This is a genomic window from Amycolatopsis sp. NPDC049691 (assembly GCF_040675005.1).
In the GTDB taxonomy this organism is placed as follows: domain Bacteria; phylum Actinomycetota; class Actinomycetes; order Mycobacteriales; family Pseudonocardiaceae; genus Amycolatopsis.
Map to the genome: position 1 here is coordinate 184,508 of NZ_JBFANX010000019.1, position 21,681 is coordinate 206,188.

23 protein-coding genes and 1 pseudogene are annotated in these 21,681 nt (G+C 71.4%); 20 read left to right on the forward strand and 4 right to left on the reverse strand.

Annotation, left to right across the window (positions count from 1 at the left end):
• The first annotated feature begins 61 nt into the window (after positions 1-61).
• The 11 genes from truB to AB0J40_RS35220 all read left to right on the forward strand — a co-directional run bounded on the left by truB (position 62) and on the right by AB0J40_RS35220 (position 9,630).
• Positions 62-967: a tRNA pseudouridine(55) synthase TruB gene (gene truB / locus AB0J40_RS35170; protein WP_364462019.1), complete on the forward strand. Its 906-nt coding sequence runs from the start codon at positions 62-64 to the stop codon at positions 965-967.
• Between the two features lie 28 nt (positions 968-995).
• Complete coding sequence (locus tag AB0J40_RS35175) at positions 996-1,979, forward strand: bifunctional riboflavin kinase/FAD synthetase (RefSeq protein ID WP_364462022.1); 984 nt, start codon at positions 996-998, stop codon at positions 1,977-1,979.
• An 84-nt stretch (positions 1,980-2,063) separates the two neighbouring features.
• Positions 2,064-2,537 carry a helix-turn-helix transcriptional regulator gene (locus tag AB0J40_RS35180; RefSeq protein ID WP_364462025.1) on the forward strand — a complete coding sequence of 158 codons (474 nt, stop codon included), beginning with the start codon at positions 2,064-2,066 and terminating at the stop codon, positions 2,535-2,537.
• A complete protein-coding gene (thpR, locus tag AB0J40_RS35185) occupies positions 2,537-3,040 on the forward strand; it encodes an RNA 2',3'-cyclic phosphodiesterase (RefSeq protein WP_364462028.1) in 504 nt (167 codons plus the stop codon). Before AB0J40_RS35180 ends, thpR begins: the two co-directional genes overlap by 1 nt.
• A gap of 130 nt (positions 3,041-3,170) precedes the next feature.
• Positions 3,171-3,440 carry a 30S ribosomal protein S15 gene (gene rpsO, locus AB0J40_RS35190; RefSeq protein ID WP_003084034.1) on the forward strand — a complete coding sequence of 90 codons (270 nt, stop codon included), beginning with the start codon at positions 3,171-3,173 and terminating at the stop codon, positions 3,438-3,440.
• A gap of 221 nt (positions 3,441-3,661) precedes the next feature.
• Positions 3,662-5,917, forward strand: a complete 2,256-nt coding sequence (locus AB0J40_RS35195; RefSeq protein WP_364462031.1) for a polyribonucleotide nucleotidyltransferase — start codon at positions 3,662-3,664, stop codon at positions 5,915-5,917.
• Positions 5,918-5,991: 74 nt separating this feature from the next.
• The gene (locus tag AB0J40_RS35200; protein WP_364462034.1) at positions 5,992-7,356 is read left to right on the forward strand and encodes a pitrilysin family protein; all 1,365 of its coding nucleotides are present in this window, start codon (positions 5,992-5,994) and stop codon (positions 7,354-7,356) included.
• On the forward strand, positions 7,353-8,093 hold the full coding sequence (gene dapB / locus AB0J40_RS35205; RefSeq protein WP_364462037.1) for a 4-hydroxy-tetrahydrodipicolinate reductase: 741 nt from the start codon (positions 7,353-7,355) through the stop codon (positions 8,091-8,093). The genes AB0J40_RS35200 and dapB overlap by 4 nt, the downstream gene beginning before the upstream one ends.
• The gene (locus AB0J40_RS35210) at positions 8,090-8,536 is read left to right on the forward strand and encodes a tetratricopeptide repeat protein (RefSeq protein WP_364462040.1); all 447 of its coding nucleotides are present in this window, start codon (positions 8,090-8,092) and stop codon (positions 8,534-8,536) included. Before dapB ends, AB0J40_RS35210 begins: the two co-directional genes overlap by 4 nt.
• 72 nt (positions 8,537-8,608) lie before the next feature.
• The gene (locus tag AB0J40_RS35215) at positions 8,609-9,442 is read left to right on the forward strand and encodes a Scr1 family TA system antitoxin-like transcriptional regulator (RefSeq protein ID WP_364462043.1); all 834 of its coding nucleotides are present in this window, start codon (positions 8,609-8,611) and stop codon (positions 9,440-9,442) included.
• An 8-nt stretch (positions 9,443-9,450) separates the two neighbouring features.
• Positions 9,451-9,630 (forward strand): DUF397 domain-containing protein, encoded by a 180-nt coding sequence (locus tag AB0J40_RS35220; RefSeq protein ID WP_364462045.1) that lies wholly within the window; start codon positions 9,451-9,453, stop codon positions 9,628-9,630.
• On the opposite strand, the gene AB0J40_RS35225 is transcribed toward AB0J40_RS35220, so the two are convergent.
• Entirely contained in the window at positions 9,595-10,113 is a 519-nt protein-coding gene (locus AB0J40_RS35225; RefSeq protein WP_364462048.1) for a hypothetical protein, read from the reverse strand. The genes AB0J40_RS35220 and AB0J40_RS35225 overlap by 36 nt on opposite strands.
• A 245-nt stretch (positions 10,114-10,358) precedes the next feature.
• On the opposite strand from AB0J40_RS35225, the pseudogene AB0J40_RS35230 reads away from it, so the two are divergent.
• Positions 10,359-10,661 (forward strand): annotated as a pseudogene (locus AB0J40_RS35230) (GtrA family protein); the annotation flags it as partial.
• Between the two features lie 66 nt (positions 10,662-10,727).
• On the opposite strand, the gene AB0J40_RS35235 reads toward AB0J40_RS35230, so the two are convergent.
• The gene (locus AB0J40_RS35235; RefSeq protein WP_364462051.1) at positions 10,728-11,285 is read right to left on the reverse strand and encodes a GNAT family N-acetyltransferase; all 558 of its coding nucleotides are present in this window, start codon (positions 11,283-11,285) and stop codon (positions 10,728-10,730) included.
• Positions 11,286-11,344: 59 nt separating this feature from the next.
• On the opposite strand from AB0J40_RS35235, the gene AB0J40_RS35240 reads away from it, so the two are divergent.
• Entirely contained in the window at positions 11,345-12,559 is a 1,215-nt protein-coding gene (locus AB0J40_RS35240; protein WP_364462053.1) for a crosslink repair DNA glycosylase YcaQ family protein, read from the forward strand.
• A 190-nt stretch (positions 12,560-12,749) separates the two neighbouring features.
• Here the strand turns inward: AB0J40_RS35240 and AB0J40_RS35245 are convergent, their stop codons facing one another.
• Entirely contained in the window at positions 12,750-13,664 is a 915-nt protein-coding gene (locus tag AB0J40_RS35245; protein ID WP_364462056.1) for a DUF4097 family beta strand repeat-containing protein, read from the reverse strand.
• A gap of 11 nt (positions 13,665-13,675) precedes the next feature.
• Positions 13,676-14,191 (reverse strand): toxin-antitoxin system HicB family antitoxin, encoded by a 516-nt coding sequence (locus AB0J40_RS35250; protein ID WP_364462058.1) that lies wholly within the window; start codon positions 14,189-14,191, stop codon positions 13,676-13,678.
• A gap of 86 nt (positions 14,192-14,277) precedes the next feature.
• Here AB0J40_RS35250 and thyX point away from each other — a divergent pair, with 86 nt between their 5' ends.
• The 7 genes from thyX (at position 14,278) to AB0J40_RS35285 (ending at position 21,561) form a co-directional block, all read left to right on the forward strand.
• Complete coding sequence (gene thyX / locus AB0J40_RS35255; RefSeq protein ID WP_364462097.1) at positions 14,278-15,018, forward strand: FAD-dependent thymidylate synthase; 741 nt, start codon at positions 14,278-14,280, stop codon at positions 15,016-15,018.
• Positions 15,018-15,413, forward strand: coding sequence for an ACT domain-containing protein (locus tag AB0J40_RS35260; RefSeq protein WP_364462061.1), 396 nt, complete (start codon positions 15,018-15,020; stop codon positions 15,411-15,413). Before thyX ends, AB0J40_RS35260 begins: the two co-directional genes overlap by 1 nt.
• Before the next feature lie 128 nt (positions 15,414-15,541).
• Positions 15,542-16,783, forward strand: coding sequence for an Nramp family divalent metal transporter (locus AB0J40_RS35265; protein WP_364462064.1), 1,242 nt, complete (start codon positions 15,542-15,544; stop codon positions 16,781-16,783).
• A 2-nt stretch (positions 16,784-16,785) separates the two neighbouring features.
• The gene (locus AB0J40_RS35270; protein WP_364462067.1) at positions 16,786-17,235 is read left to right on the forward strand and encodes a hypothetical protein; all 450 of its coding nucleotides are present in this window, start codon (positions 16,786-16,788) and stop codon (positions 17,233-17,235) included.
• A 31-nt stretch (positions 17,236-17,266) separates the two neighbouring features.
• A complete protein-coding gene (locus tag AB0J40_RS35275) occupies positions 17,267-18,751 on the forward strand; it encodes a serine/threonine-protein kinase (RefSeq protein WP_364462070.1) in 1,485 nt (494 codons plus the stop codon).
• Between the two features lie 102 nt (positions 18,752-18,853).
• Entirely contained in the window at positions 18,854-19,867 is a 1,014-nt protein-coding gene (dapA, locus tag AB0J40_RS35280) for a 4-hydroxy-tetrahydrodipicolinate synthase (RefSeq protein WP_364462073.1), read from the forward strand.
• The gene (locus AB0J40_RS35285; RefSeq protein WP_364462076.1) at positions 19,864-21,561 is read left to right on the forward strand and encodes a ribonuclease J; all 1,698 of its coding nucleotides are present in this window, start codon (positions 19,864-19,866) and stop codon (positions 21,559-21,561) included. The genes dapA and AB0J40_RS35285 overlap by 4 nt, the downstream gene beginning before the upstream one ends.
• The last annotated feature ends 120 nt before the right edge of the window (positions 21,562-21,681 follow it).

The following is a 21,681-nucleotide window of genomic DNA, read 5'->3' on the forward strand; positions in this document are numbered from 1 at the left end:
CATCCTGGCGGCTCCGAGCGGCCTGATCGACCCACGATCGGCGGCCAGTAGGGTTTGCCGCGTGTCGAGCCCCAAACCGCCCCGCCGTCCCGCCCCGCCGCCCGGTCTGCTGATCGTCGACAAGCCCGCCGGCATGACGTCGCACGACGTCGTCGCCCGCGCCCGCCGGATCATGGGCACCCGCAAGGTCGGGCACGCCGGCACGCTCGACCCGATGGCGACCGGCGTGCTGGTGCTCGGCATCGAGCGCGCCACCAAGCTGCTCGGCCACCTCGCGCTGGACCGCAAGACCTACCTCGCCACCCTCAGCCTCGGCAGCAGCACCACGACCGACGACGCCGAGGGCGAGGTCCTCACGCGGGCCGCGACCGCGGACGTGAAAGACGAAGACATCGCGAGTGGCGTCGAAAAGCTGACCGGCGACATCCAGCAGGTGCCGAGCGCGGTCAGCGCGGTCAAGATCGACGGCAAGCGCGCGTACGCCCGCGTCCGCGCCGGCGAGGACGTCGTGATCCCGGCCCGGCCGGTGACTGTCTACCGCTTCGACGTCCTGGGCATCCGCCACGAGGAAGACCACATCGAGGTCGACGCCGTCGTCGAGTGCTCGTCCGGCACCTACGTCCGCGCCCTGGCCCGCGACCTCGGCGCGGACCTCGGGGTCGGCGGGCACCTGAAGGCGCTGCGGCGCACGACGGTCGGCCCGTTCACCCTGGCCAAGGCCCGGACCCTCGACCAGCTCGAGGAGAAGCCGGAACTGAGCCTGGACCTCGACGCCGCGGTCGCCGCGGCCTTCCCGCGCCGCGACCTCGACGCCGCCACGGCGAAGGCGGTCCGGCACGGTCAGCGCATCCCGGCCGCCGGCGTCGAAGGGACCTACGGGCTCTTCGGCCCCGACGGCCGGGTCCTCGCGCTGGCCGCCGACGACGAAGGCGTGTCCCGGGCAGTGGTCGTGTTGCTGCCCGCCTAGGGTGGCCCTTGAGAGACGGGAGTCTGACGTGCTGCGGTGGCGTGGGCTGGGGGATCTCCCCGGCGGCTGGGGCCGGTGCGTGGTCACCATCGGCGTGTTCGACGGGGTGCACCGCGGGCACCAGGAGCTGGTCCACCGGACCGTGGCCGCGGCGGCCGAACGCGGGCTGCCGAGCGTCATGCTGACGTTCGACCCGCACCCGTCGGAGGTCCTGCGGCCCGGCAGTCACCCGGCGCAGCTGACCACGTTGCGGCGCAAGGCGGAGCTCGTCGAAGGCCTCGGCGTCGACGTCTTCTGCGTGCTGCCCTTCACCCTGGAGCTGTCCCGGCTGCAGCCGGAGGAGTTCGTGCACGAGGTGCTCGTCGACCGCCTGCACGCGGCCGCGGTGATCGTCGGCGACAACTTCACCTTCGGCGCCAAGGCCGCCGGCGACGTCGCGATGCTGCGCACCCTCGGCCGCCGGTTCGGCTTCGCCGCCTACGGCGCCGAGCTGCAGGGCAAGGAACTGTCCGAAGAGGACCAGTCGGCGATCACCTTTTCCAGCACCTACGTCCGGTCGTGCATCGACGCCGGCGACGTCGTCGCCGCGGCCGAGGCGCTCGGCCGCCCGCACCGCCTCGAGGGCATCGTCGTGCGCGGCGACGGCCGCGGCCACGAGCTCGGCTACCCGACGGCGAACCTGTCGACGCCGCGCTTCGCCGCCGTCCCGGCCGATGGTGTGTACAGCGCCTGGTTCACCCGCTCGGCCGACCCGGCGCGCCGGCTGCGCGCCGCGGTCTCGGTCGGCACCAACCCGACGTTCTCCGGGCGCGAGCGGACCGTCGAGGCGTTCGTCCTCGACGTCGACGAGGACTTCTACGGCCAGCACGTGGCGATCGACTTCGTGACGCGGCTGCGCGACCAGGTCCGGTTCGCCGACTCGGCCGGGCTGGTGACGCAGATCGACGACGACGTGATCGAGACGAGAAAGGCACTGGAGGTGCCCCCGGACACCCCTACCGGGGGCGAATAGGGGATTTCGCGTTCACGCACGTGACAGCGATGGCAAAATGCTCACGGACGGTGTGCGCGAGCGGGGACAAGGGGAGCGGAACTGGTGGAGGACCACAAGATCGTCCAGCGCAACATCGCGTTGCAGCGCGAGTGGTACGGGGAGCCGCTCGGCGACCGCGTGCGCCGGCTCGTGGTCGCGTTCGACGTTTCGCAGGCGTTCCTGGCCGAGGTCCTCGGGATCAGCGCCCCCATGCTCAGCCAGGTGATGAGCGGGCGCCGGGCGAAGATCGGCAACCCGGTCGTGCTGGCCAGGATGATCATGCTCGAGCGCAAGATCCTCGTGCCCGAGGTCGCCGCCGGCAACCGCGAGGCGATGCTGGCCGCGATGGAGGACGTCCGCGACTCCCGCCCGACCGTCGGCCGCGACAACATCCCGGTGATCAACGAAGACCGGCGGGTGCTCGCCTACCTGCGTGACGTCGCCGAGGACGAGGACCTCGGCGAGGCCGCCAAGCGCCTCGACGACGACTTCCCGGCCATCGCCGACCTGCTGCGCCGGGCGGGCAACGGCTCCTGATGCCGGTCCTGTTCAGCGCGCTGCTCCCGCCGGACGACGTCGTCGAGCAGGTCGCCGCGGCCCTCGGCGACCCCGGCGACGGCCTGCGGTGGGAGCCGCCGGAGCGCTGGCACGTCACCCTCGCCTACTACGGCCACGACGACCTGGACACCCGCGCGGCCTGGCTCGCCGGTCGGCTGGCCGGGCACGCCGCCGTCGACGTCCGGCTGGAAAAGGCCGCGACGTTCCCCGGGGTGCTGTGGTTGACTGTCGCCGGAGCCGAGCTGACGCCCCTCGCGCACGCCGCGGGGGCCGACGCCGAGGCGAGGCCCTACACGGCCCACCTGACGCTCGCGCGGTTCCCCCGGGAAGAACCCGGGCCCGCCGCGCGTTGGACGGAAAGACTGGCCGGCTTCACCAGCCGCCGCTGGACGGCGGACGCGGTGGCGCTGATGACCAGCGAGCGCGAACCGGGTGGCCCCCGCTACCGGATCGCCCGCGCCTTCGAGCTGGACCGCGCCTGAAGACGCTGTTCAGCGGGCTGGTAACCTCACGGGCGGGTCCGGCTGCAGTCCGTGGCGGCCGTGACCGTCTTCCCGGCGTGTATCCACGTCCGGGGCCGCACGGCACTGATTATTTCGAGGAGCAACACAAGTGGCGCTGTCCACCGAAGAGAAGAAGTCGATCCTGGCCGAGTACGGCGTGCACGACTCGGACACGGGTTCCCCCGAGGCCCAGGTCGCGCTGCTGACCAAGCGGATCGTCGGCCTCACCGAGCACCTCAAGGCTCACAAGCACGACCACCACTCGCGTCGCGGGCTCCTGCTGCTGGTCGGCCGTCGCCGCCGGCTGCTGAACTACGTGATGAAGGTGGACATCGAGCGTTACCGTGCGCTGATCCAGCGCCTCGGCCTGCGCCGATAGCTTTACCGAGGGGGAGTGGCCACGCGGCCGCTCCCCCTCGCCACACCGAACGGCGCGAGCGCGCACGAGGGTCCGTCCGCCGGTCCTCGGTAGTGGTTCCCGGGTAACGACCCGGGGGCTTCGATCGAAGACCGGCCTCATTCCTCGAGCGTCCTCAGGCGAAACGGGTCCCAGGGTGGGAGACTCGCGCCAGTAGAAGGAACCAAAGAGGAGAACTGTCTATGACCGACTCCACCGGAGTCACCGTGCACGAGACCGAAGCCGTCATCGACAACGGCAAGTTCGGCACTCGCACCGTCCGCTTCGAGACGGGCCGCCTGGCCAAGCAGGCCGCCGGCGCCGTCGTCGCGTACCTCGACGAAGAGACCATGCTGCTCTCGGCGACGACCGCGTCGAAGCACCCGAAGGAGCACTTCGACTTCTTCCCGCTGACCGTGGACGTCGAAGAGCGCATGTACGCCGCGGGCCGCATCCCCGGCGCGTTCTTCCGCCGCGAGGGCCGCCCGTCGACCGACGCGATCCTCACCGCCCGCCTGATCGACCGCCCGCTGCGCCCGTCGTTCACCGACGGTCTCCGCAACGAGATCCAGGTCGTCATCACCGTCCAGAGCCTCAACCCGGACGACCCGTACGACGTGCTGGCGATCAACGCCGCGTCGGCCTCCACCCAGATCGCCGGCCTGCCGTTCTCCGGCCCGGTCGGCGGCGTGCGCGTCGCGCTGATCGAAGACCAGTGGGTCGCCTTCCCGACCTGGACGCAGCTGGAGAAGGCCACCTTCAACATGGTCGTGGCCGGCCGCATCGTCGGTGACGACGTCGCGATCATGATGGTCGAGGCCGAGGGCACCGAGCACACGCTCGACCTGATCGCCGCGGGCGGCAAGGCGCCGGACGAGGCCTCGGTCGCCGAGGGTCTCGAGGCCGCCAAGCCGTTCATCAAGGTCCTGTGCGAGGCCCAGCAGAAGCTGGCCGACGTCGCCGCCAAGCCGACCGGCGAGTTCCCGCTGTTCCCGGCCTACGAGCAGGACGTCTACGAGGCCGTCGCGGCCATCGCCACCGACGACCTGTCCCGCGCGCTGCAGATCGCCGGCAAGCAGGACCGCGACCGCGCGACCGACGAGGTCAAGGCCGCCGTCCTGGAGAAGGTCGGCCTGGGCGAGGGCGAGGCCTTCGAGGGCCGCGACAAGGAGATCGGCGGGGCGTTCAAGGCCCTGACGAAGAAGATCATGCGCCAGCGGGTCCTCACCGAGAAGATCCGCATGGACGGCCGTGGCCTCACCGACATCCGGTCGCTCTCGGCCGAGGTCGCCGTGATCCCGCGGGCGCACGGCTCGGCGCTGTTCGAGCGCGGCGAAACCCAGATCCTGGGCGTCACCACGCTGAACATGCTCCGCATGGAGCAGCAGATCGACTCCCTTTCGCCGGAGACGACGAAGCGCTACCTGCACCACTACAACTTCCCGCCCTTCTCCACCGGGGAGACCGGCCGCGTCGGTTCGCCGAAGCGGCGCGAGATCGGCCACGGCATGCTCGCCGAGCGCGCCCTGGTTCCGGTGCTGCCGAAGCGCGACGAGTTCCCGTACGCGATCCGCCAGGTCTCCGAGGCGCTGGGCTCCAACGGCTCGACGTCGATGGGCTCGGTCTGCGCGTCCACGATGGGCCTGTACAACGCCGGTGTGCCGCTGAAGGCGCCGGTCGCGGGCATCGCGATGGGCCTGGTCTCCGACGAGGTGGATGGGGAGACGCGTTATGTGGCGCTGACCGACATCCTCGGTGCCGAGGACGCCCTCGGCGACATGGACTTCAAGGTCGCCGGCACCAAGGACATCATCACCGCGCTGCAGCTGGACACGAAGCTCGACGGCATCCCCTCCGAGGTGCTCGCCGCCGCGCTGAAGCAGGCGAAGGATGCCCGGCTCACCATCCTGGAAGTCATCGCCGAGGCGATCGACGGCCCGGACGAGATGAGCCCGTTCGCCCCGCGCGTCACCAGCGTGAAGATCCCGGTCGACAAGATCGGCGAGGTCATCGGCCCGAAGGGCAAGATGATCAACTCGATCACCGAGGAGACCGGCGCCGACATCTCGATCGAGGACGACGGCACGATCTACGTGGGCGCGGCCGACGGCCCGTCGGCGGAGGCGGCGATCGACAAGATCAACGCCATCGCCAACCCGCAGCTGCCCAAGGTCGGCGAGCGCTTCCTCGGCACCGTGGTGAAGACGGCCGCGTTCGGCGCGTTCGTCTCGCTGCTGCCGGGCAAGGACGGCCTGGTGCACATCTCGAAGCTGGGCAACGGCAAGCGGATCGCCAAGGTCGAGGACGTGGTCAACGTGGGCGACAAGCTCCGCGTCGAGATCGCCGACATCGACAACCGCGGCAAGATCAGCCTGATCGTCGTCAAGGACGACGACGCCGCCAAGCCCGCCGAGGGTGACGAGAAGAAGGCCGACGCCGAGAAGGCCGACGCCAAGTAAGACGCAAGGTCCGTCGAAGGCCTCCTCGCCGCGTCCGGTGAGGAGGCCTTCGCGGCATCGTGAGTAAGGAACCCATGGCACGGCAGGTTTCCGGGCACGAGCAGCCCGTCGGCACCACCCGCACGCTCGAGTCCACTCCGGACGGTGCGGTCGTCAGGCGCAGCGTCCTCCCCGGCGGCCTGCGCGTGATCACCGAGCACGTCCCGGCGTCCCGCTCGGCCACGGTCGGGCTGTGGGTCGGCATCGGCTCCCGCGACGAGCCGGCCGCCGTCGCCGGCGCCGCGCACTACCTCGAGCACCTGCTGTTCAAGGGCACGAAGCACCGCGACGCCACGCAGATCGCCGAGGAGATCGACGCCGTCGGCGGCGAGTTCAACGCCTTCACGGCGAAGGAGCACACCTGCTACTACGCGCAGGTGCTCGACGCCGACCTCCCGCTCGCGGTCGACCTGGTCACCGACGTCGTGTTCGAGGCGCTCTGCACCGACCGCGACATGGACATGGAACGCAGCGTCGTCCTCGAAGAGATCTCGATGCGCGACGACGACCCCGAGGACCTGCTGCACGAGACGTTCGTGACGGCGATCCTCGGCGACCACCCGCTCGGCCGCCCGGTGCTGGGCACCGAGAAGTCGATCATCGGGATGTCGCCCGCGGCGCTGCGGAACTTCTACAAGCGCCGCTACACGCTGCCGCGGATGGTCCTGTCCGTGGCCGGGAACATCGACCACAACCAGGTGCTCCGGCTGGTCCGCAAGGCCCTTCGCGGTCGGCTGGACGGCGCCGGCACCCCCATCGCGCCGCGCGAGGGCCGCGCCCGGATCAGGACCCTGCCGAAGCTGGCCCTGCACACCGACGACACCGAGCAGGCGCACGTCATGCTGGGCCTGCGCTCGCTGTCGCGCCACGACGACCGCCGCTTCGCGCTGTCGGTCCTCAACGCGGCGCTCGGCGGCGGCATGTCGTCGCGGCTGTTCCAGGAGATCCGGGAGCAGCGCGGGCTGGCCTACCAGGTGTACTCGTCGGTCGCCAGCTACGCCGACACCGGGCACATGGCCGTGTACGCGGGCTGCCAGCCGGAGAAGCTCGGCGACGTCGCCGGCGTCATCCGCGAGGTGCTCGACAAGGTCGGCGTCGACGGCCTGACCGACGCCGAGGTGGCCCGCGCCAAGGGCCAGCTGCGCGGCGGGATCGTGCTGGGCCTGGAGGACACGTCGTCGCGGATGTCGCGGATCGGCAAGAACGAGCTCAACTACGGCCGCTACCTGGGCGTCGACGACACGATCGCCCGCATCGACGCCGTCACCACCGAAGAGGTGTGTGCGCTCGCTCGCACTTTGTTCGCGCGACCGGGCGGGGTCTCGGCGGCGGCGGTCGTGGGGCCGTACGCTCACGCCGACGACCTTCCTGACGACCTGCACGAGGTGATCGCTTCATGACCATCAACGTCGGTGTGCTCGGTGCGCGCGGCCGGATGGGTGCGACGGTGGTGAACGCCGTCGAAGGCGCTGCGGACCTGAAGCTGGTGGCCGCCCTGGACGCGGGCGACGACTTCGCGGCCCTGGCCGACGCCCAGGTGGTCGTCGACTTCACCCACCCCGACGCCGTCATGGGCAACCTCGAGTACCTGGTCGAGCACGACATCCACGCGGTCGTCGGCACGACGGGCTTCAGCGAGGACCGGCTGGCCTCGCTGCGCGCGCTGCTGGAGCCGAAGCCGTCGCTGGGCGTGCTGATCGCGCCGAACTTCGCTCTGGGCGCGGTTCTCGCGATGCGGTTCGCGGCCCAGGCGGCGAAGTTCTACGCGTCGGCGGAGATCATCGAGCTGCACCACAACCGCAAGGCCGACGCGCCTTCGGGCACGGCCGCGCACACCGCCCGGATGATCGCGGCGGCGCGCGCGGAGGCGGGCGTGACGCCGGGTCCGGACGCGACGACGTCCGAGCTGGACGGCGCCCGCGGCGCCTCGGTCGAGGAAGTCCACGTCCACTCGGTCCGGTTGCCGGGCCTGGTGGCGCACGAGGAGATCCTGTTCGGCGGCGAGGGGGAGACCCTGACGATCCGCCACGACTCCCTCGACCGCACGTCGTTCATGCCGGGCGTGCTGCTCGGCGTGCGCGAGGTGCTGAAGCGCCCCGGCCTGACGGTCGGCCTGGAGAACGTGCTCGACCTGTGAGGGCCCGCAATGTGGCGCTGCTGCTGACGGCGGCGCTGGTCGTCTACCTGTTCCTGCTGGCGGACCGGGCGTTCGCCCTGTTCAAGACGGGTACCGGTGTCGGCATCGCGCTGGGTGCCGGGGTGTTGCTGTTGCCGGTCCTGGGCATCTGGGTCGTGGTGATGACCTGGCGCAACGGGGTGCAGATCCAGCGTCTGTCCCGTCGCTTGGACGCCGAGGGCGCGCTCCCGGACGTCTCGGACCTCCCGCGCCGGCCGTCGGGCCGCGTGGATCGTGACGCGGCCGACGCGTGGTTCGCCGAGCGCCGCGCGGAGGTCGAGGCGGACCAGGAGAACTGGCGGGCCTGGTACAAGCTGGCGTACGCGTACGACATCGCGGGCGACCGCCGACGGGCCCGCGAGACGATGAAGAAGGCCGTCGAGCTGGAGGCCGCCGACCGCTGAATTCGCGGTGTGGCATTTCGCTGACAGTTGTCGTTCATTCGGGAAATGCGCGGTGTTCGTACTATCCCCGGCATGAAACCGACTTCATCGTCACCGGGGTTGCGTGCGTTGTCCGCTTCGCTGCGCGAAGTGCGCGAAGCAAGGAAATTCGGGTTACGTGAGCTGGCGCGAGCGCTGGAGATCGACCCGCGGTTGTTGTCCCAGTGGGAGCTGGGGATGCGGGTGCCGCCGGTGGAGGAGGTGGCCCGCATCCTCGGCTACCTCCGCGTCGATCGCACGACGACCGAGCGGATCCTTTTCCTCGCAACGCATGCCAAGGAACCCAACTGGCTGGACTCCAACCCGTCGGATCTCCCCGCGGCCCTCACGGCGGTCATGCAATGCGAGCGGACGGCCAGCCAGATCACCAACTGGTCCCCGCTGATCGTCCCGGGCTTGCTGCAGACCCCCGACTACGCCCGCGCGCTGCTTACCGCATCCGGCATCAGAGTGGACGAGGCCGACGCGCGGCTGATGGCGCGCTTGGATCGCCAGCGAATTCTCTCCACCCGGCAGCCGGTCCGCCTCAGGGCGATCATCTCCGAGCTTGCGATCCGCGAAATGGTCGGCGATGAGAACCTCATGTCCGACCAAATCGATCACTTGCTCGTCTTGTCCGCGGCGCCGCACATCTCCGTGCGCATCGTGCCTGCCGACGTGGGCTACCACCCGGGCAAGATCGGCATGTTCGCCCTCTACGAGTTCCCTGCTGACCCCGCGATCGTGTACATGGAGCACTACCACGCCAGCGCCTTTGTCAACGAGTTGGACGCTATCGCCAGCTATCGGAAGCTGGTAAAGCTGTTGCTGGACAAGGCATTGACCGAAGAAGCCTCGCAAGCTCTGCTTCGGGAGGCAGCGCGTTAGGGGGAAGCGTGTACACGTGGCGCACGTCGAGCTACACCGCAACGGAAGAGTGCGTCGAAGTTCTTCTCGGCGAGACCGTCGGGATTCGGGACACGAAAGCCCGTCACCTGGGCCAGCTCACCGTGTCCCGCGCCGCCTGGACCGCCCTGACCTCAGTGGTGCAGCCACCCGGCGAACACCGCGGGTGAAGCGGCTATCAAACTGAAGCGGATCCACCTTCCGGCCAGCCCGGTCGTCAAGAACGTCGCCAGGCGCATGCGGACCACGCCGGCCAGCACGCTCGTCGCCATGAACGGCGGCAGGCCCACCAGGGAACTCACCCCGTAGGTGCCCGCCATCCAGTGCGGGTGCCGGTGGCAGCGTTCGCGCAGCGCGTCGATCCAGCCGCGCATCCGCTTGGTGCGCAGCTGCCAGCGGACGCGTCGCTCGGTCATCGGCCGTTCGCGGTGCAGGCGGTCGTGCAGGGCCTTGGGCAGCTTGATCGTTCCGCGCGCCGCCAGGAAGTACAGCGACTTGCCGGCGATCTGCCCGACGGCCACCGCCGCCCCGAGCCACAGCCAGTGCAGCCCCGGCTGGCTCGCGCACAGCCCGAGCAGGAACACCTCGGCGTTGATCAGCGGCACGATGGCCGAACCGAACGCGACCCCCAGCGTCAGCAGGATCCAGCTCATCGTGTCACCTCCTCGATTTCGTTCGCGTACTCCAAGTTATCAGTCTGAAATCTCCGCGCACTGGGGTTAACCCCCCTCTTCGGCGGGTGGTCCGCACCAGAAGATCACCTGCGCGACGTCTTCCGGCCACCTCCCGCTGGAACGCTGACGGGGTGGCCGCCGAGCAACCCCGAACGCCCGCCGACCGATTCGGCGCCCTCTGCCAGGCGATCGTGCGCGTCCTGCCGCTGGGTCTGTCGCGGATCGTGGCGCCGACGTTTCTGGGCTTCTGCGTCATCAACGGTCTGACGTTCGGCGTCGACCTCGGGTTGCTGACGGTCTTCCACGGCGTGCTCGGCCGGCCGGTGTGGCTTTCGATCACGCTGGCGTACTGCTGCGCGTTCGGGCTGAGCTTCGTGCTGAACCGGACGTTCAACTTCCATTCCCACGCCGCCGTCGGAATGCAGCTCGTGCTTTACATAGGGGCGATTGCTGTCAATTACGCGGCGTTTTTGCTGGGTGTGGGCGCGGGACTGACGGCCTTGGGCGTTGAATACCACGTGTCACGGCTGCTCGCGGGCGCGTGCGAGGGCGTGTTCATGTACGCCGTGATGCGGTGGGTGATCTTCCGGGACTCAGGCGAGCGCGAGGTCGAGGGTGCCGGTGAGCCGGACCTCGCGGACCATGCGGTCGCCGGTGTCGAGGGTGCGGACCGTGCCGTCGGGGTTCCAGCCGGCGCGCCGGTAGAAGCCGAGGGAGGCGTGGTCGCCCTGGGCGACCCAGGCGATGCCGCGGGTGGCGCCGTCGGCCCGGAGGCCCGCGGCGGCCGTCGCGAGTAGCCGTCCGGCGTGGCCGCGCCGGCCCCACCGCGGCTCGACGAGCAGGGTGGCGATCAGGCCGGTGGTCTCGGCGTCCTCGGGCAGGCTGCCGTCGGCGGCGGCGACCTCGCCGTCGGGCGCCCGGCCGACGACGCAGAACCCGACGGTGAAGTCACCCTCCGTGGCGACGTAGACCTGGCTGCCGGGGTACTCGATGGTCTCGCTCCAGGTGCCGGCGAGGTCGGCGGCGTCCAGCTCGGCCAGGGCGTTCTTGCCGAGCAGGTCCTCGTAGGCGGCGTGCCAGGTGTCGCGCTGGATGCGGGCGATCTCCGCGGCGTCGGACAGGTCGGCGGGGCGGACGGCGGCGTCGCTCATGGGGTGTGAATCTACTGGTGCGCGTTTTTGTCGGTGGTGGGTGGCACCATGACGGCACCATGCAAACGATCAGCGTCTCGGCGGCCCGGAAGACCTTCCTGGCCGCACAGGGCTTCGCCGACCCCCGCCCGTCCGGCCCGGTGTCCCGGCGGCACCTGAAACGGGTGCTGTCGCGGGTCCAGCTGCTGCAGCTGGACTCGGTGAACGTCGCAGTCCGGGCGCACTACATGCCGGTGTTCTCCCGCCTGGGCGCGTACGACCCGGCGGTCCTGGACGGCGCGGCGTGGTCCCACTCGGCGCGCCAACCGCGCCTGCTGGTGGAGACGTGGGCGCACGAGGCGAGCCTGCTCCCGATCGAGGACTGGCCGCTGATCCGTTCGGGCGCGAAGCGCGACGGCTGGTGGAAGCACTACGGCCCGCTGATCGAGAAGTCGCCGGGCCTGGTCGACGAGATCCTGTCGGTGGTGAAGGAACTGGGCCCGATCGGCGCGGGCGGCATCGAGCGCGAGGTGGAGGCGGACGCCCAGCGCCGCGGCCCGGGCTCGTGGTGGGAGCGGTCGGAGGTCAAGCGCGTCTGCGAGTACCTGTTCGGCATCGGCCAGCTGACCACGGGCACACGTCGTTCGTTCGAACGGCTCTACGACCTGACCGAGCGGGTGGTCCCGGCCGAGATCCTGTCCCGCACGGTGTCCGCCGAGGAGGGCGCCCGGGGCTTGATCGAGCGTTCGGCGCGGGCACTGGGCGTCGCGACGGAGACGGACCTGCGCGACTACTACCGCCTGGGCCCGGCGCCGGCCCGCCAGGCGGTGGCGGAGCTGGTGGAGTCGGGAGTCCTGGAGCCGGTGGCGGTCCGCGGCTGGAAACCGGTGGCCTACCGCCACGTCGAGGCGCGCACGCCCCGCGCGGTGCCGGGGAGGGCGCTGCTGTGCCCGTTCGACCCGCTGATCTGGGAGAGGGCCCGCACGGAGAGGCTGTTCGGGTTCCACTACCGCATCGAGATCTACGTCCCGGAGCCGAAGAGGGTGTACGGGTACTACGTGTTCCCGTTCCTCCTGGACGGCTCGCTGGTGGCCCGGGTCGACCTGAAGTCCGACCGGGCGGCGGGGGTATTGCGGGTCCAGGGAGCGTTCGCGGAGGAGGACGCCGACGTGGCCCGGGTGCTGCCGGAGCTGGCGGCGGAGCTGAAGCACATGGCGGAGTGGCTGGGCTTGTCCGGCGTGGCAGTCGGCACCCGCGGCGATCTGGCCCGCCTGTTGGCAAAACTGGTGCGCTGAGGCCGAGCCCCGCAGAAGGTCACCCCGCGCGGCAGCGGACCGGGCGAGGCCAGTTGAACGCGAAGAAGCGGGCCGTTCCCGGAGATCCCCGTCGGGAACGGCCCGCCACCCCCTTCGACCGGACGGCCGCGGGAAGCCCGTCCGGTCGTGCGGATCGCGCCCGGCCCCCGCCGGGCACGGCCCGCTTCCCTCAGCCGGCCGCGCGCGTCACCACGGCGTTGCCGGAGCCCGTCCGGGCGCGCACCTTCAACTGGACCCCGCCCTCGGGCGCGCTGTCCGCCACGTCCAGCTCGCTGGACACCCGGCCGCCGCTCGACGTCAGCTCGACCTCGGCGGCGGTCCCGCCGCGGATGCCCACCCGGACCTCGCCCGAGCCCGTGATCAGGTCCAGCGAGCCCGAAGCCGCGTCGGCCACCGACAGGTCGCCGCTGCCCGTGCGGGCCATCACCTCGCCCGATACCGCGCCCAGCCACACGTCGCCCGTTCCCGTCGCCAGCGTGGCCGAGCCCGCGATCGACGACGCCTCGACGTGGCCGCTGCCGCTGCGCAGCTGCAACCCGCCCAGCGTCGGGCCGAGCTTGATCGCGCCGCTGCCCGTGCGGATCGTCGCCGAGCCGTCGGCGCGGTCGAGCTTGACCTCGCCGGAGCCCGTCAGCAGGTCGACGCGGCCGGCCGAGCCGGTCACCGTCACGTCCGCCGCGCCCGCCCGGACGTCCACGTGGGAACCCGCCGGAGCGCGGACGACCACCGACAGCGCCACGTTCCGCAGCTGCCACGCCTTCGGCGCCTGGACGACCAGGCGGTTGCCCAGCTTCTCGATCCGGCTCTGCCGCACCGCCTCGGCCGGGTTGGCCCCCGACGGGTCCACGCCCAGCTGGTCGCCGAACCGCTCGCCCACCCAGGACAGCAGGCTGTTGACCCCCGCCACCCACGGCTGCTGCTCGCCCTGGTCGTGCCGCAGCTCGACGCGGGCGCCGGAGTCGCCCTCCAGGACGATCTCCACGCGGCCGATCGTCACCCCGACGTCCAGGTCCAGGGGGCCCTCGGTCTCGAACTCGTCGATGCGGACCAGTTCGTCGTTCGGAACGGTCTCTTCGTCACTCATCTCGGATCCCCTCAGCCTTCGACCCAGCCGTGCAGGTGCGACCCGGGCCGGTCGCCCTTGCCGTGGTGCTTCGGGCCCGCGCCGAGCGAGCCGTGCCCCAGCGCGCCCTGCACCGCCTGGGAGACGAACGTGTTCAGCGAGACGCCCTGCGCCGCCGCCGCGCGCTCGGCCTGGCCCTTGATCTGCTCGACCAGGCGCAGCGTGATGCGGGAGATGTCGCCGCCGTCGATCGGCGGTGGTGGCGGCGTGGTGTCACGTGGTGTCGCGCGTGACGTCGGCTCCTCGGCGGAGCCGGTGACGACCACGCGGACGTCCCGGCCGTCCAGCCGCACGTCGACCACCTGGCCGGGCAAAGCGGCCGTGACCTCGGCGGCGAGGTCGGCGAGGGCGTTCATGAGCGTCAGGCGGACGGCGGGTTCGAGCGCGGAAGACAGCAGCGCGGCCGCCCGCCGGGTGTGCTCGTCCCCGGCGGCAGCCGTGTTCGCGAGGTCCTCGCGAAGGTTGGCGATGTACGGCGTCAGGTCCATGACACCACTATGACGTCACTCGTGGTGTCAGTCAAGCGAGCGGTTAGGCTCACGGAGGAGCCCGCGGAAGGAGTGCGAACGTGGCCGTGTCACCCCGGGTGCAGCTGATCGCGAAGACGGAGTTCTTGCCGCCGGAGGACGTGCCCTGGTCGACCGACGCCGAAGGCGGCGAAGCGCTCGCCGAGTTCGCCGGCCGCGCCTGCTACCAGGCGTGGGACAAGCCGAACCCGGTCACCGCGACCAACGCCGGCTACCTCGAGCACATCATCGACGTCGGGCACCTCGCGGTACTGGAGCACGGCTCGGTGACCTTCTACATCACCGGGATCTCCCGCTCGCTGACCCACGAGCTGATCCGGCACCGCCACTTCTCCTACTCGCAGCTCTCGCGCCGGTACGCCCCGGAGCGCGACGCCGCCTTCGTCGAGCCCGACGTCATCGCGAACGACCCCGTGCTGCACGAGAAGTTCGTCGCCGCGGCCCAGGCGAGCGTCGACGCCTACACCGAGCTCCTGGCCGGCCTCGAGGAGAAGTTCGCCGACGTCCCGAGCGCGACCCTGCGCCGGAAGCAGGCCCGCCAGGCCGCCCGCGCGGTGCTGCCGAACGCGACCGAGACCCGCATCGTCGTCACCGGGAACTACCGGGCCTGGCGCCACTTCATCGCGATGCGCGCGACCGAGCACGCCGACGTCGAAATCCGGCAACTGGCCGTGGAGTGCCTCCGGCACCTGCAGAAGGCCGCGGCGAACGTGTTCGCCGACTTCACCATCTCGACGCTGCCGGACGGCACCGAGATCGCGACGAGCCCGAAGGTGTTCGAAGGCTGATGAAACGACTGGCGATCGACGTCCGGCCCGGCGAGTACGCCGTCGTCCGGCTGCCCGCGGACGCCCCGGTGCCCGCCGAGCTCCTCGCGCCCGGCGAACCCGCGTTCGTCTCGGTGACGCGGACCCCCGAGGAACTGTCCGTCATCTGCCCGGCCGGGCGGGAACCGGCGGGCGGCACGGCGGAGGACGGCTGGCGGCTGCTCTCGGTCCGCGGGCCGCTGGAGTTCACGCTCACCGGCATCATCGCCGCGCTCGCGTCGGAGCTGGCCGCGGCCGGGGTCGCGCTGTTCTCCATGTCCACCTTCGACACCGACCACATCCTGGTCCGCGGCACCGACCTCGACCACGCCGTGAAGGCGCTGCGCGAATCCGGTCACGAAGTCGCGCACCCCTGACGCTTTTCCGCGGGCGATTCACGGGTACTCCCGGTCCGAGGGTGGGAGCCGTCACCCTTGAAATCGAAAGTTCGGCATGCCTAAACTTCGGTTTGGGATTCCCGACACCCGGTTGAGAGGCAGGCGACATGGCGGTCACCGAGGCTGTCCGGCCGAGACTCGCGGCGCGGCTGCGCACCGGGTCGGCCCTGCTCGGCCCGGCGTTCGTCGCCGCGATCGCCTACGTCGACCCCGGGAACGTCGCCTCCAACGTCAGCGCCGGCGCCCGCTACGGCTACCTGCTGGTCTGGGTGATCGTCGCGGCGAACCTGATGGCCGTGCTCGTGCAGTACCTGTCGGCGAAGCTGGGCCTGGTCAGCGGGATGTCGCTGCCGGAGGCCCTGCGCGCCCGGCTGTCGGGGCCCGCGCGGCTGGCGTACTGGCTGCAGGCGGAGGTCGTCGCCATCGCCACCGACCTCGCCGAGGTCGTCGGCGGCGCCATCGCGCTCTACCTCCTGTTCGACCTGCCCCTGGTGGTCGGCGGCCTGATCACCGGCGCGGTCTCGCTGACGCTGCTGGCGGTCCAGGACCGCGGCGGCCAGCGGACGTTCGAGCGCGTCGTCACCGGCCTGCTGGCGGTGATCGCGGTCGGCTTCCTCGCGAGCCTGTTCGTCGAGCCGCCGTCCGCGGCGGACACGCTCGGCGGGCTGGTGCCGAAGTTCGACGGCGCGGGCAGCATCCTCATCGCCGCCGCGATGCTCGGCGCGACCGTCATGCCGCACGCCGTCTACCTGCACTCCGGCCTGGTCCGCGACCGCCACGGCCGCCCGGAGGGGGCGCGGAAACGCCGGCTCCTGCGCGCCACCCGCGCCGACGTCGGCCTGGCGATGCTGCTGGCCGGCGCGGTCAACCTCGGCATGCTGCTGCTCGCCGCGACCAACCTGCAGGGCCAGGACGGCGTCGACAGCATCGAGGGCGCGCACGGCGCCGTCGCGCAGGCGCTCGGTCCGGCCGTCGCGCTGATGTTCGCGATCGGCCTGCTGGCCTCGGGGCTCGCGTCGACGTCGGTCGGCGCGTACGCCGGCGCCATGATCATGCAGGGCCTGCTGCACAAGCGGATCCCGCTCGTCCTGCGCCGGCTCGTCACCCTCACCCCGGCGATCGTGGTGCTCGCCCTCGGCGCCGACCCGAGCGCGGCCCTGGTGGTCTCGCAGGTCGTGCTGTCGTTCGGGATCCCGTTCGCGCTGGTGCCGCTGATCCGGCTGACGGCGGACCGGACGCTGATGGGCGCGGACGTCAACCGGCGGCTCACGACGGTCGCCGCGTCGGTCGTCGCGGGCGTTATCATCGCGTTGAACCTGGTCCTGATCTACCTGACCTTCACCGGCTGACCATGCCCTGGCGCTACGGCTTGAACGCCGAATGCGGAGAACGCGAGAACCACGCCCGGGACCTCGCGCAGCACTTCGGCGGGTGGCCGACGCGCGTCCACACCGACGGCGCCGGCTGGTGGTGCGGCGTGGCGCCCGAAGCGGTGCCGGCCGACCCGGCGGCGATGACCGAGGCCGGGCGACGGCTGTACTGGCTGCTGCGGACCGCCCCGCCGGTCTACCGCTACGCCCTCGCCGGCGTGGAGACCGACGAATTCCGCACCTACGCCGAGCTGATGGCCGAGCAGGACCTGACGGTGTTCCCGGGACTGGTCGTCAGCGAGGACATCTGGGCCGCCACCGGGGAACGCGCCGAGTTCAGCGACTTCGCGCCGGGCTACCGGTGGATCCCGTACCGGGGTGAGACGCGCGAATTCCGCGGAACCCCGAACGCTCCGAAGCGGTCCGACTAGCATCTGCGCGACCGCCGCCAAAAGGAGCACCGTGACCGACGAACAGACCCGGCCGTATCCACCGCAGGCGCCCGTCACGCCTGGTCAGCGGGTGGTCGCGGGCCGCTACGCGCTTCTCGGCGAACTCGGCCGGGGCGGCATGGGCGTCGTCTGGCGGGCGCAGGACCAGGTCATCGGCCGCCAGGTCGCCGTCAAGGAACTGCGGCTGCCCGACGCGGAATCCGCCGCCGTGTTCTCCGAACGCGCCCTGCGCGAGGTGCGCACCGGCGGGCGGCTCAACGACCCCGCCGTCGTCACGGTCTACGACGTCGTCACCGACGGCGGCACCACGTTCATCGTCATGGAGCTCGTCGAAGCGCCGTCGCTCGCCGACCTCGTGCGCCAGCGCGGCCCGATGCCGGCCGCGCAGGCCGCGCTCATGGGGGAGCGGGTGCTGGCCGCGCTGCAGGCCGCGCACGCCGCCGGGATCGTGCACCGCGACGTCAAGCCGGCGAACATCCTCGTCGCGCCGGACGGCCGCGTGAAGCTCACCGACTTCGGCATCGCCCACGCCGTCGACGACCCGCGCCTGACCACCAGCGGCATGATCGTCGGCTCGCCCGCGTTCATGGCGCCCGAACGCGTCGAAGGCCGCGAAGCGCTGCCCGCGTCCGACTTGTGGTCCCTGGGCGCGACGCTGTTCTTCGCCGTCGAAGGCACGATTCCGTTCGAGCGTGCGACGACGGCGGCGACGCTGCACGCGATCATGACCGAGATCCCGTACCTGACCCGCGGCCAGGGCCCGCTTGCCGCGGCCATCCTCGGCCTGCTCGTCGCCAACCCCGACGCGCGCCTCACCGCGGCGCAGGCCCAGAACCTGCTGACCACGGCGCAGGGCATGCGGCCGACCCCACCGGGCGGCACCGCGATGGTCCAGCCCGTGACCCGGGTCGCGCCCCAGCCGCCGAAGAAGAACCTGCGCGCGGTGTGGCTCTCGCTCGCCGCGGTGCTGGTGGTGGCCGCCCTGGTAGGCGGCTTCTTCGCGGGCCGGGCCTTCGAGGCCCCGGCCGTCGACGAGCAGAAGCTGCCGACCATGACGTTCGGCCTCGGCGGGCAGATGCGCGTGGACGCCAGCTCCAGCTACCCCTGCTACAACGCGCCGGTCCAGGACGGCGGCGTCATCAGCGAGGAAAACGACGGCGACTGCAAGGACAGCCACACCCTCGAGATCTACGACGCCGGCGACGTCATCGGCACCACGAACTGGTCCGACAGCGACGCGACCATCGCCGCCTACCCGGGCCTGGGCGCCGTCACCGCGGCCGCCGAAGCCCGCTGCGCGGCCTCGTTCCGCTCGTCGATCGTCCCCGAGGCCAAGCGCGACGGGCTCAAGTACCGGGCGCTCGTGCCGACCCAGGCGCAGTGGCAGAGCGTCCCGGCCGAAAGCGGCGAATACCCGACGCGCGAGTTCTACTGCGTGCTGGCCAAGGCCGACGGCGGCCCGATCTCCGCGCCGATCGTGACCAAGGTCAAGTAGAAGTTCCGCGACGAGCGGCCGGGTCACGGAAATCCTCCGCACTTCGCCGGACGTGACCAGGTCGGCGCGGTTTTCGCGGGAGCGACGGGGTACCGTCTCAGCATGTCCAACCCACCTACCGCAGCGCCCGGACGGCCGTTCGGGCGCGTGTTGACCGCGATGGTCACCCCCTTCGACGCCGACGGCGCGCTGGACCTGAAGCGGGCGCAGGAGCTGGCCGAGCACCTCGTGGAGCTGGGGAACGACGGCCTCGTGGTCAACGGCACCACCGGCGAGAGCCCGACCACGAGCGACGCGGAGAAGCAGGAGCTGATCCGCGCCGTGGTCGAGGCCGTCGGCGACCGCGCGACCGTCGTGGCCGGCGCGGGCACCAACAACACGGCGCACAGCATCGAGCAGGCGAAGCAGGCCGAAGCGGCCGGCGCGCACGGCCTCCTGGTCGTCACCCCGTACTACTCGCGGCCGAGCCAGGCCGGCCTGCACGCGCACTTCACGACGGTCGCGGACAGCACCGGGCTGCCGGTGATGCTCTACGACATCCCGCCGCGCTCGGTGGTGCCGATCGAGGTCGACACGCTGCTGCGGCTGGCCGAGCACCCGCGGATCGTCGCGGTCAAGGACGCCAAGGGCGACCTGATCGCCGGCTCCGAGGTCATCGCCAACACCCACCTCGCCTACTACTCCGGCGACGACGGCCTGAACCTGCCGTGGATCTCGGTCGGCGGCACCGGCGTGGTGAGTGTGATCGGTCACGTCGTCGCGGGCCGGATCCGCGCCATGATCGACGCCTACGAGAACGGCGACACGTCCACCGCGCGCACCAACCACCGCGGCATGCTGCCGGTGCTGCGCGCGATGTCGCGGGTCGGCGGGGTCGCGTTCAGCAAGGCGGCGCTGCGGCTGCGCGGCTTCGACGTCGGCGACCCGCGCCTGCCGATCGTCGCCCCGACCGCCGAGCAGACCACCCTGATCGCCGCCGATCTCGGCCAGGGCGGCGTGCCGTTGGGCGACACGGCGGCCCAGGACTGGCATGGTGAGCGGGTGGCACAAGCAGACTCGCGGGCCGCCTACGTGGCGCCGACCTCGCACACCAGCGTTGGGACCCTGCCTCGGTGAGCTCACTTCCCCCAGGTCCAGGCCCCACCAACGCCCCGCCCAAGCTTCCCGAAGGGGCCCTGCGCGTCGTCGCGCTGGGCGGCATCGGCGAGGTCGGGCGCAACATGACCGTCTTCGAATTCGGCGGGCGGCTGCTCATCGTCGACTGCGGGGTGCTCTTCCCCGAGGACGACCAGCCCGGCGTCGACCTGATCCTGCCCGACTTCCGCGCGATCGAGGACCGCCTCGACGACATCGACGGACTGGTGCTCACCCACGGGCACGAGGACCACATCGGTGCCGTCCCGTTCCTCCTGCGCCTGCGGCCGGACCTGCCGATCTACGGCTCGAAGTTCACCAACGCCCTGCTCGCGGCGAAGGCCAAGGAGCACCGGCAGCGGCCGAACCTCATCCAGGTCCGCGAGGGCGAGCGCCGCGACGTCGGCGCGTTCAACCTGGAGTTCTTCGCGGTCAACCACTCCATCCCGGACGCGTTGGCCGTGGCCATCCGCACCCCGGCGGGCGTGGTCCTGCACACCGGCGACATCAAGCTCGACCAGCTCCCGCTGGACGGGCGCCTCACCGACCTGGCCGGCTTCTCCCGGCTCGGCGACGAGGGCGTCGACCTGTTCTGCGTCGACTCGACCAACGCCGAGGTGCCCGGGTTCGTCATGCCCGAGCGCGACATCGGCCCGGTCCTCGACGACGTCATCCGGCGCGTCGACCAGCGCGTGATCGTGGCGTGCTTCGCCAGCCACGTGCACCGCGTCCAGCAGGTGCTGGACGCCGCGCACCGGCACGGCCGCCGGATCGCCTTCGTCGGCCGGTCGATGGTCCGGAACATGGGGATCGCGGCCGAGCTGGGCCTGCTGAACGTGCCGGACGGCCTGCTCGTCGACCTCGACCAGGCGAGCACCCTGCCGGAGAGCAAGGTGCTGTTCGTCTCGACGGGTTCGCAGGGCGAGCCGCTCTCGGCGCTGTCGCGGATGGCACGCGGCGAGCACCGGCAGATCTCGATCCGCGCGGGCGACACCGTCGTGCTGGCCAGCTCGATGATCCCGGGCAACGAGACCGCGGTGTTCGGCGTGGTCAACGGCCTGACCCGGCTCGGCGCGAACGTCGTGCACCAGGGCAACGCGAAGGTGCACGTGTCCGGTCACGCCTCGGCGGGGGAGCTGCTGTACCTGTACAACGCGGTGCGCCCGAGCAACGTGATGCCGGTCCACGGCGAGTGGAAGCACCTGCGCGCGAACGGCGAGCTGGCGATCCGCACCGGCGTGGCCCCGGAGAACGTGGTGATCGCCGAGGACGGCGTGGTCGTCGACCTGGTCGACGGCAAGGCGTCCCGCACCGGCCGCGTCGAGGTGGGGCACGTGTACGTCGACGGCCTCTCGGTCGGCGACGTCGGCGAGTCGACGCTGTCGGACCGGCTGGTCCTCGGCGAGGGCGGGTTCATCGCGATCAACGTCGCGGTGGACTCGAACACCGGCCGCGCGGTCAGCAGCCCGACGGTCGCGGGCCGCGGCTTCTCCGACGACCCGAAGGCGCTCGACGCCGTCGTGCCGCTGGTGGAGATGGAGCTGGCCCGCACGGAAGCCGAAGGCATCACCGACACGCACCGGATCGCGCAGGCGGTTCGCCGGGTGGTCGGCCGCTGGGTGGCCGACACCTACCGCCGCCGCCCGATGATCGTCCCGACGGTCATCCCGGTCTAGCCCGCTCCAAGCGCCCCAATGTGGTGGGTGAGCGCGAGGGGCCCGGGCCGGACGGCCGCCGTCGTGGCCGGGCCGAGCAGCGCGAAGCCGAACCACACGGCCGCGGCGGCGACGAACACC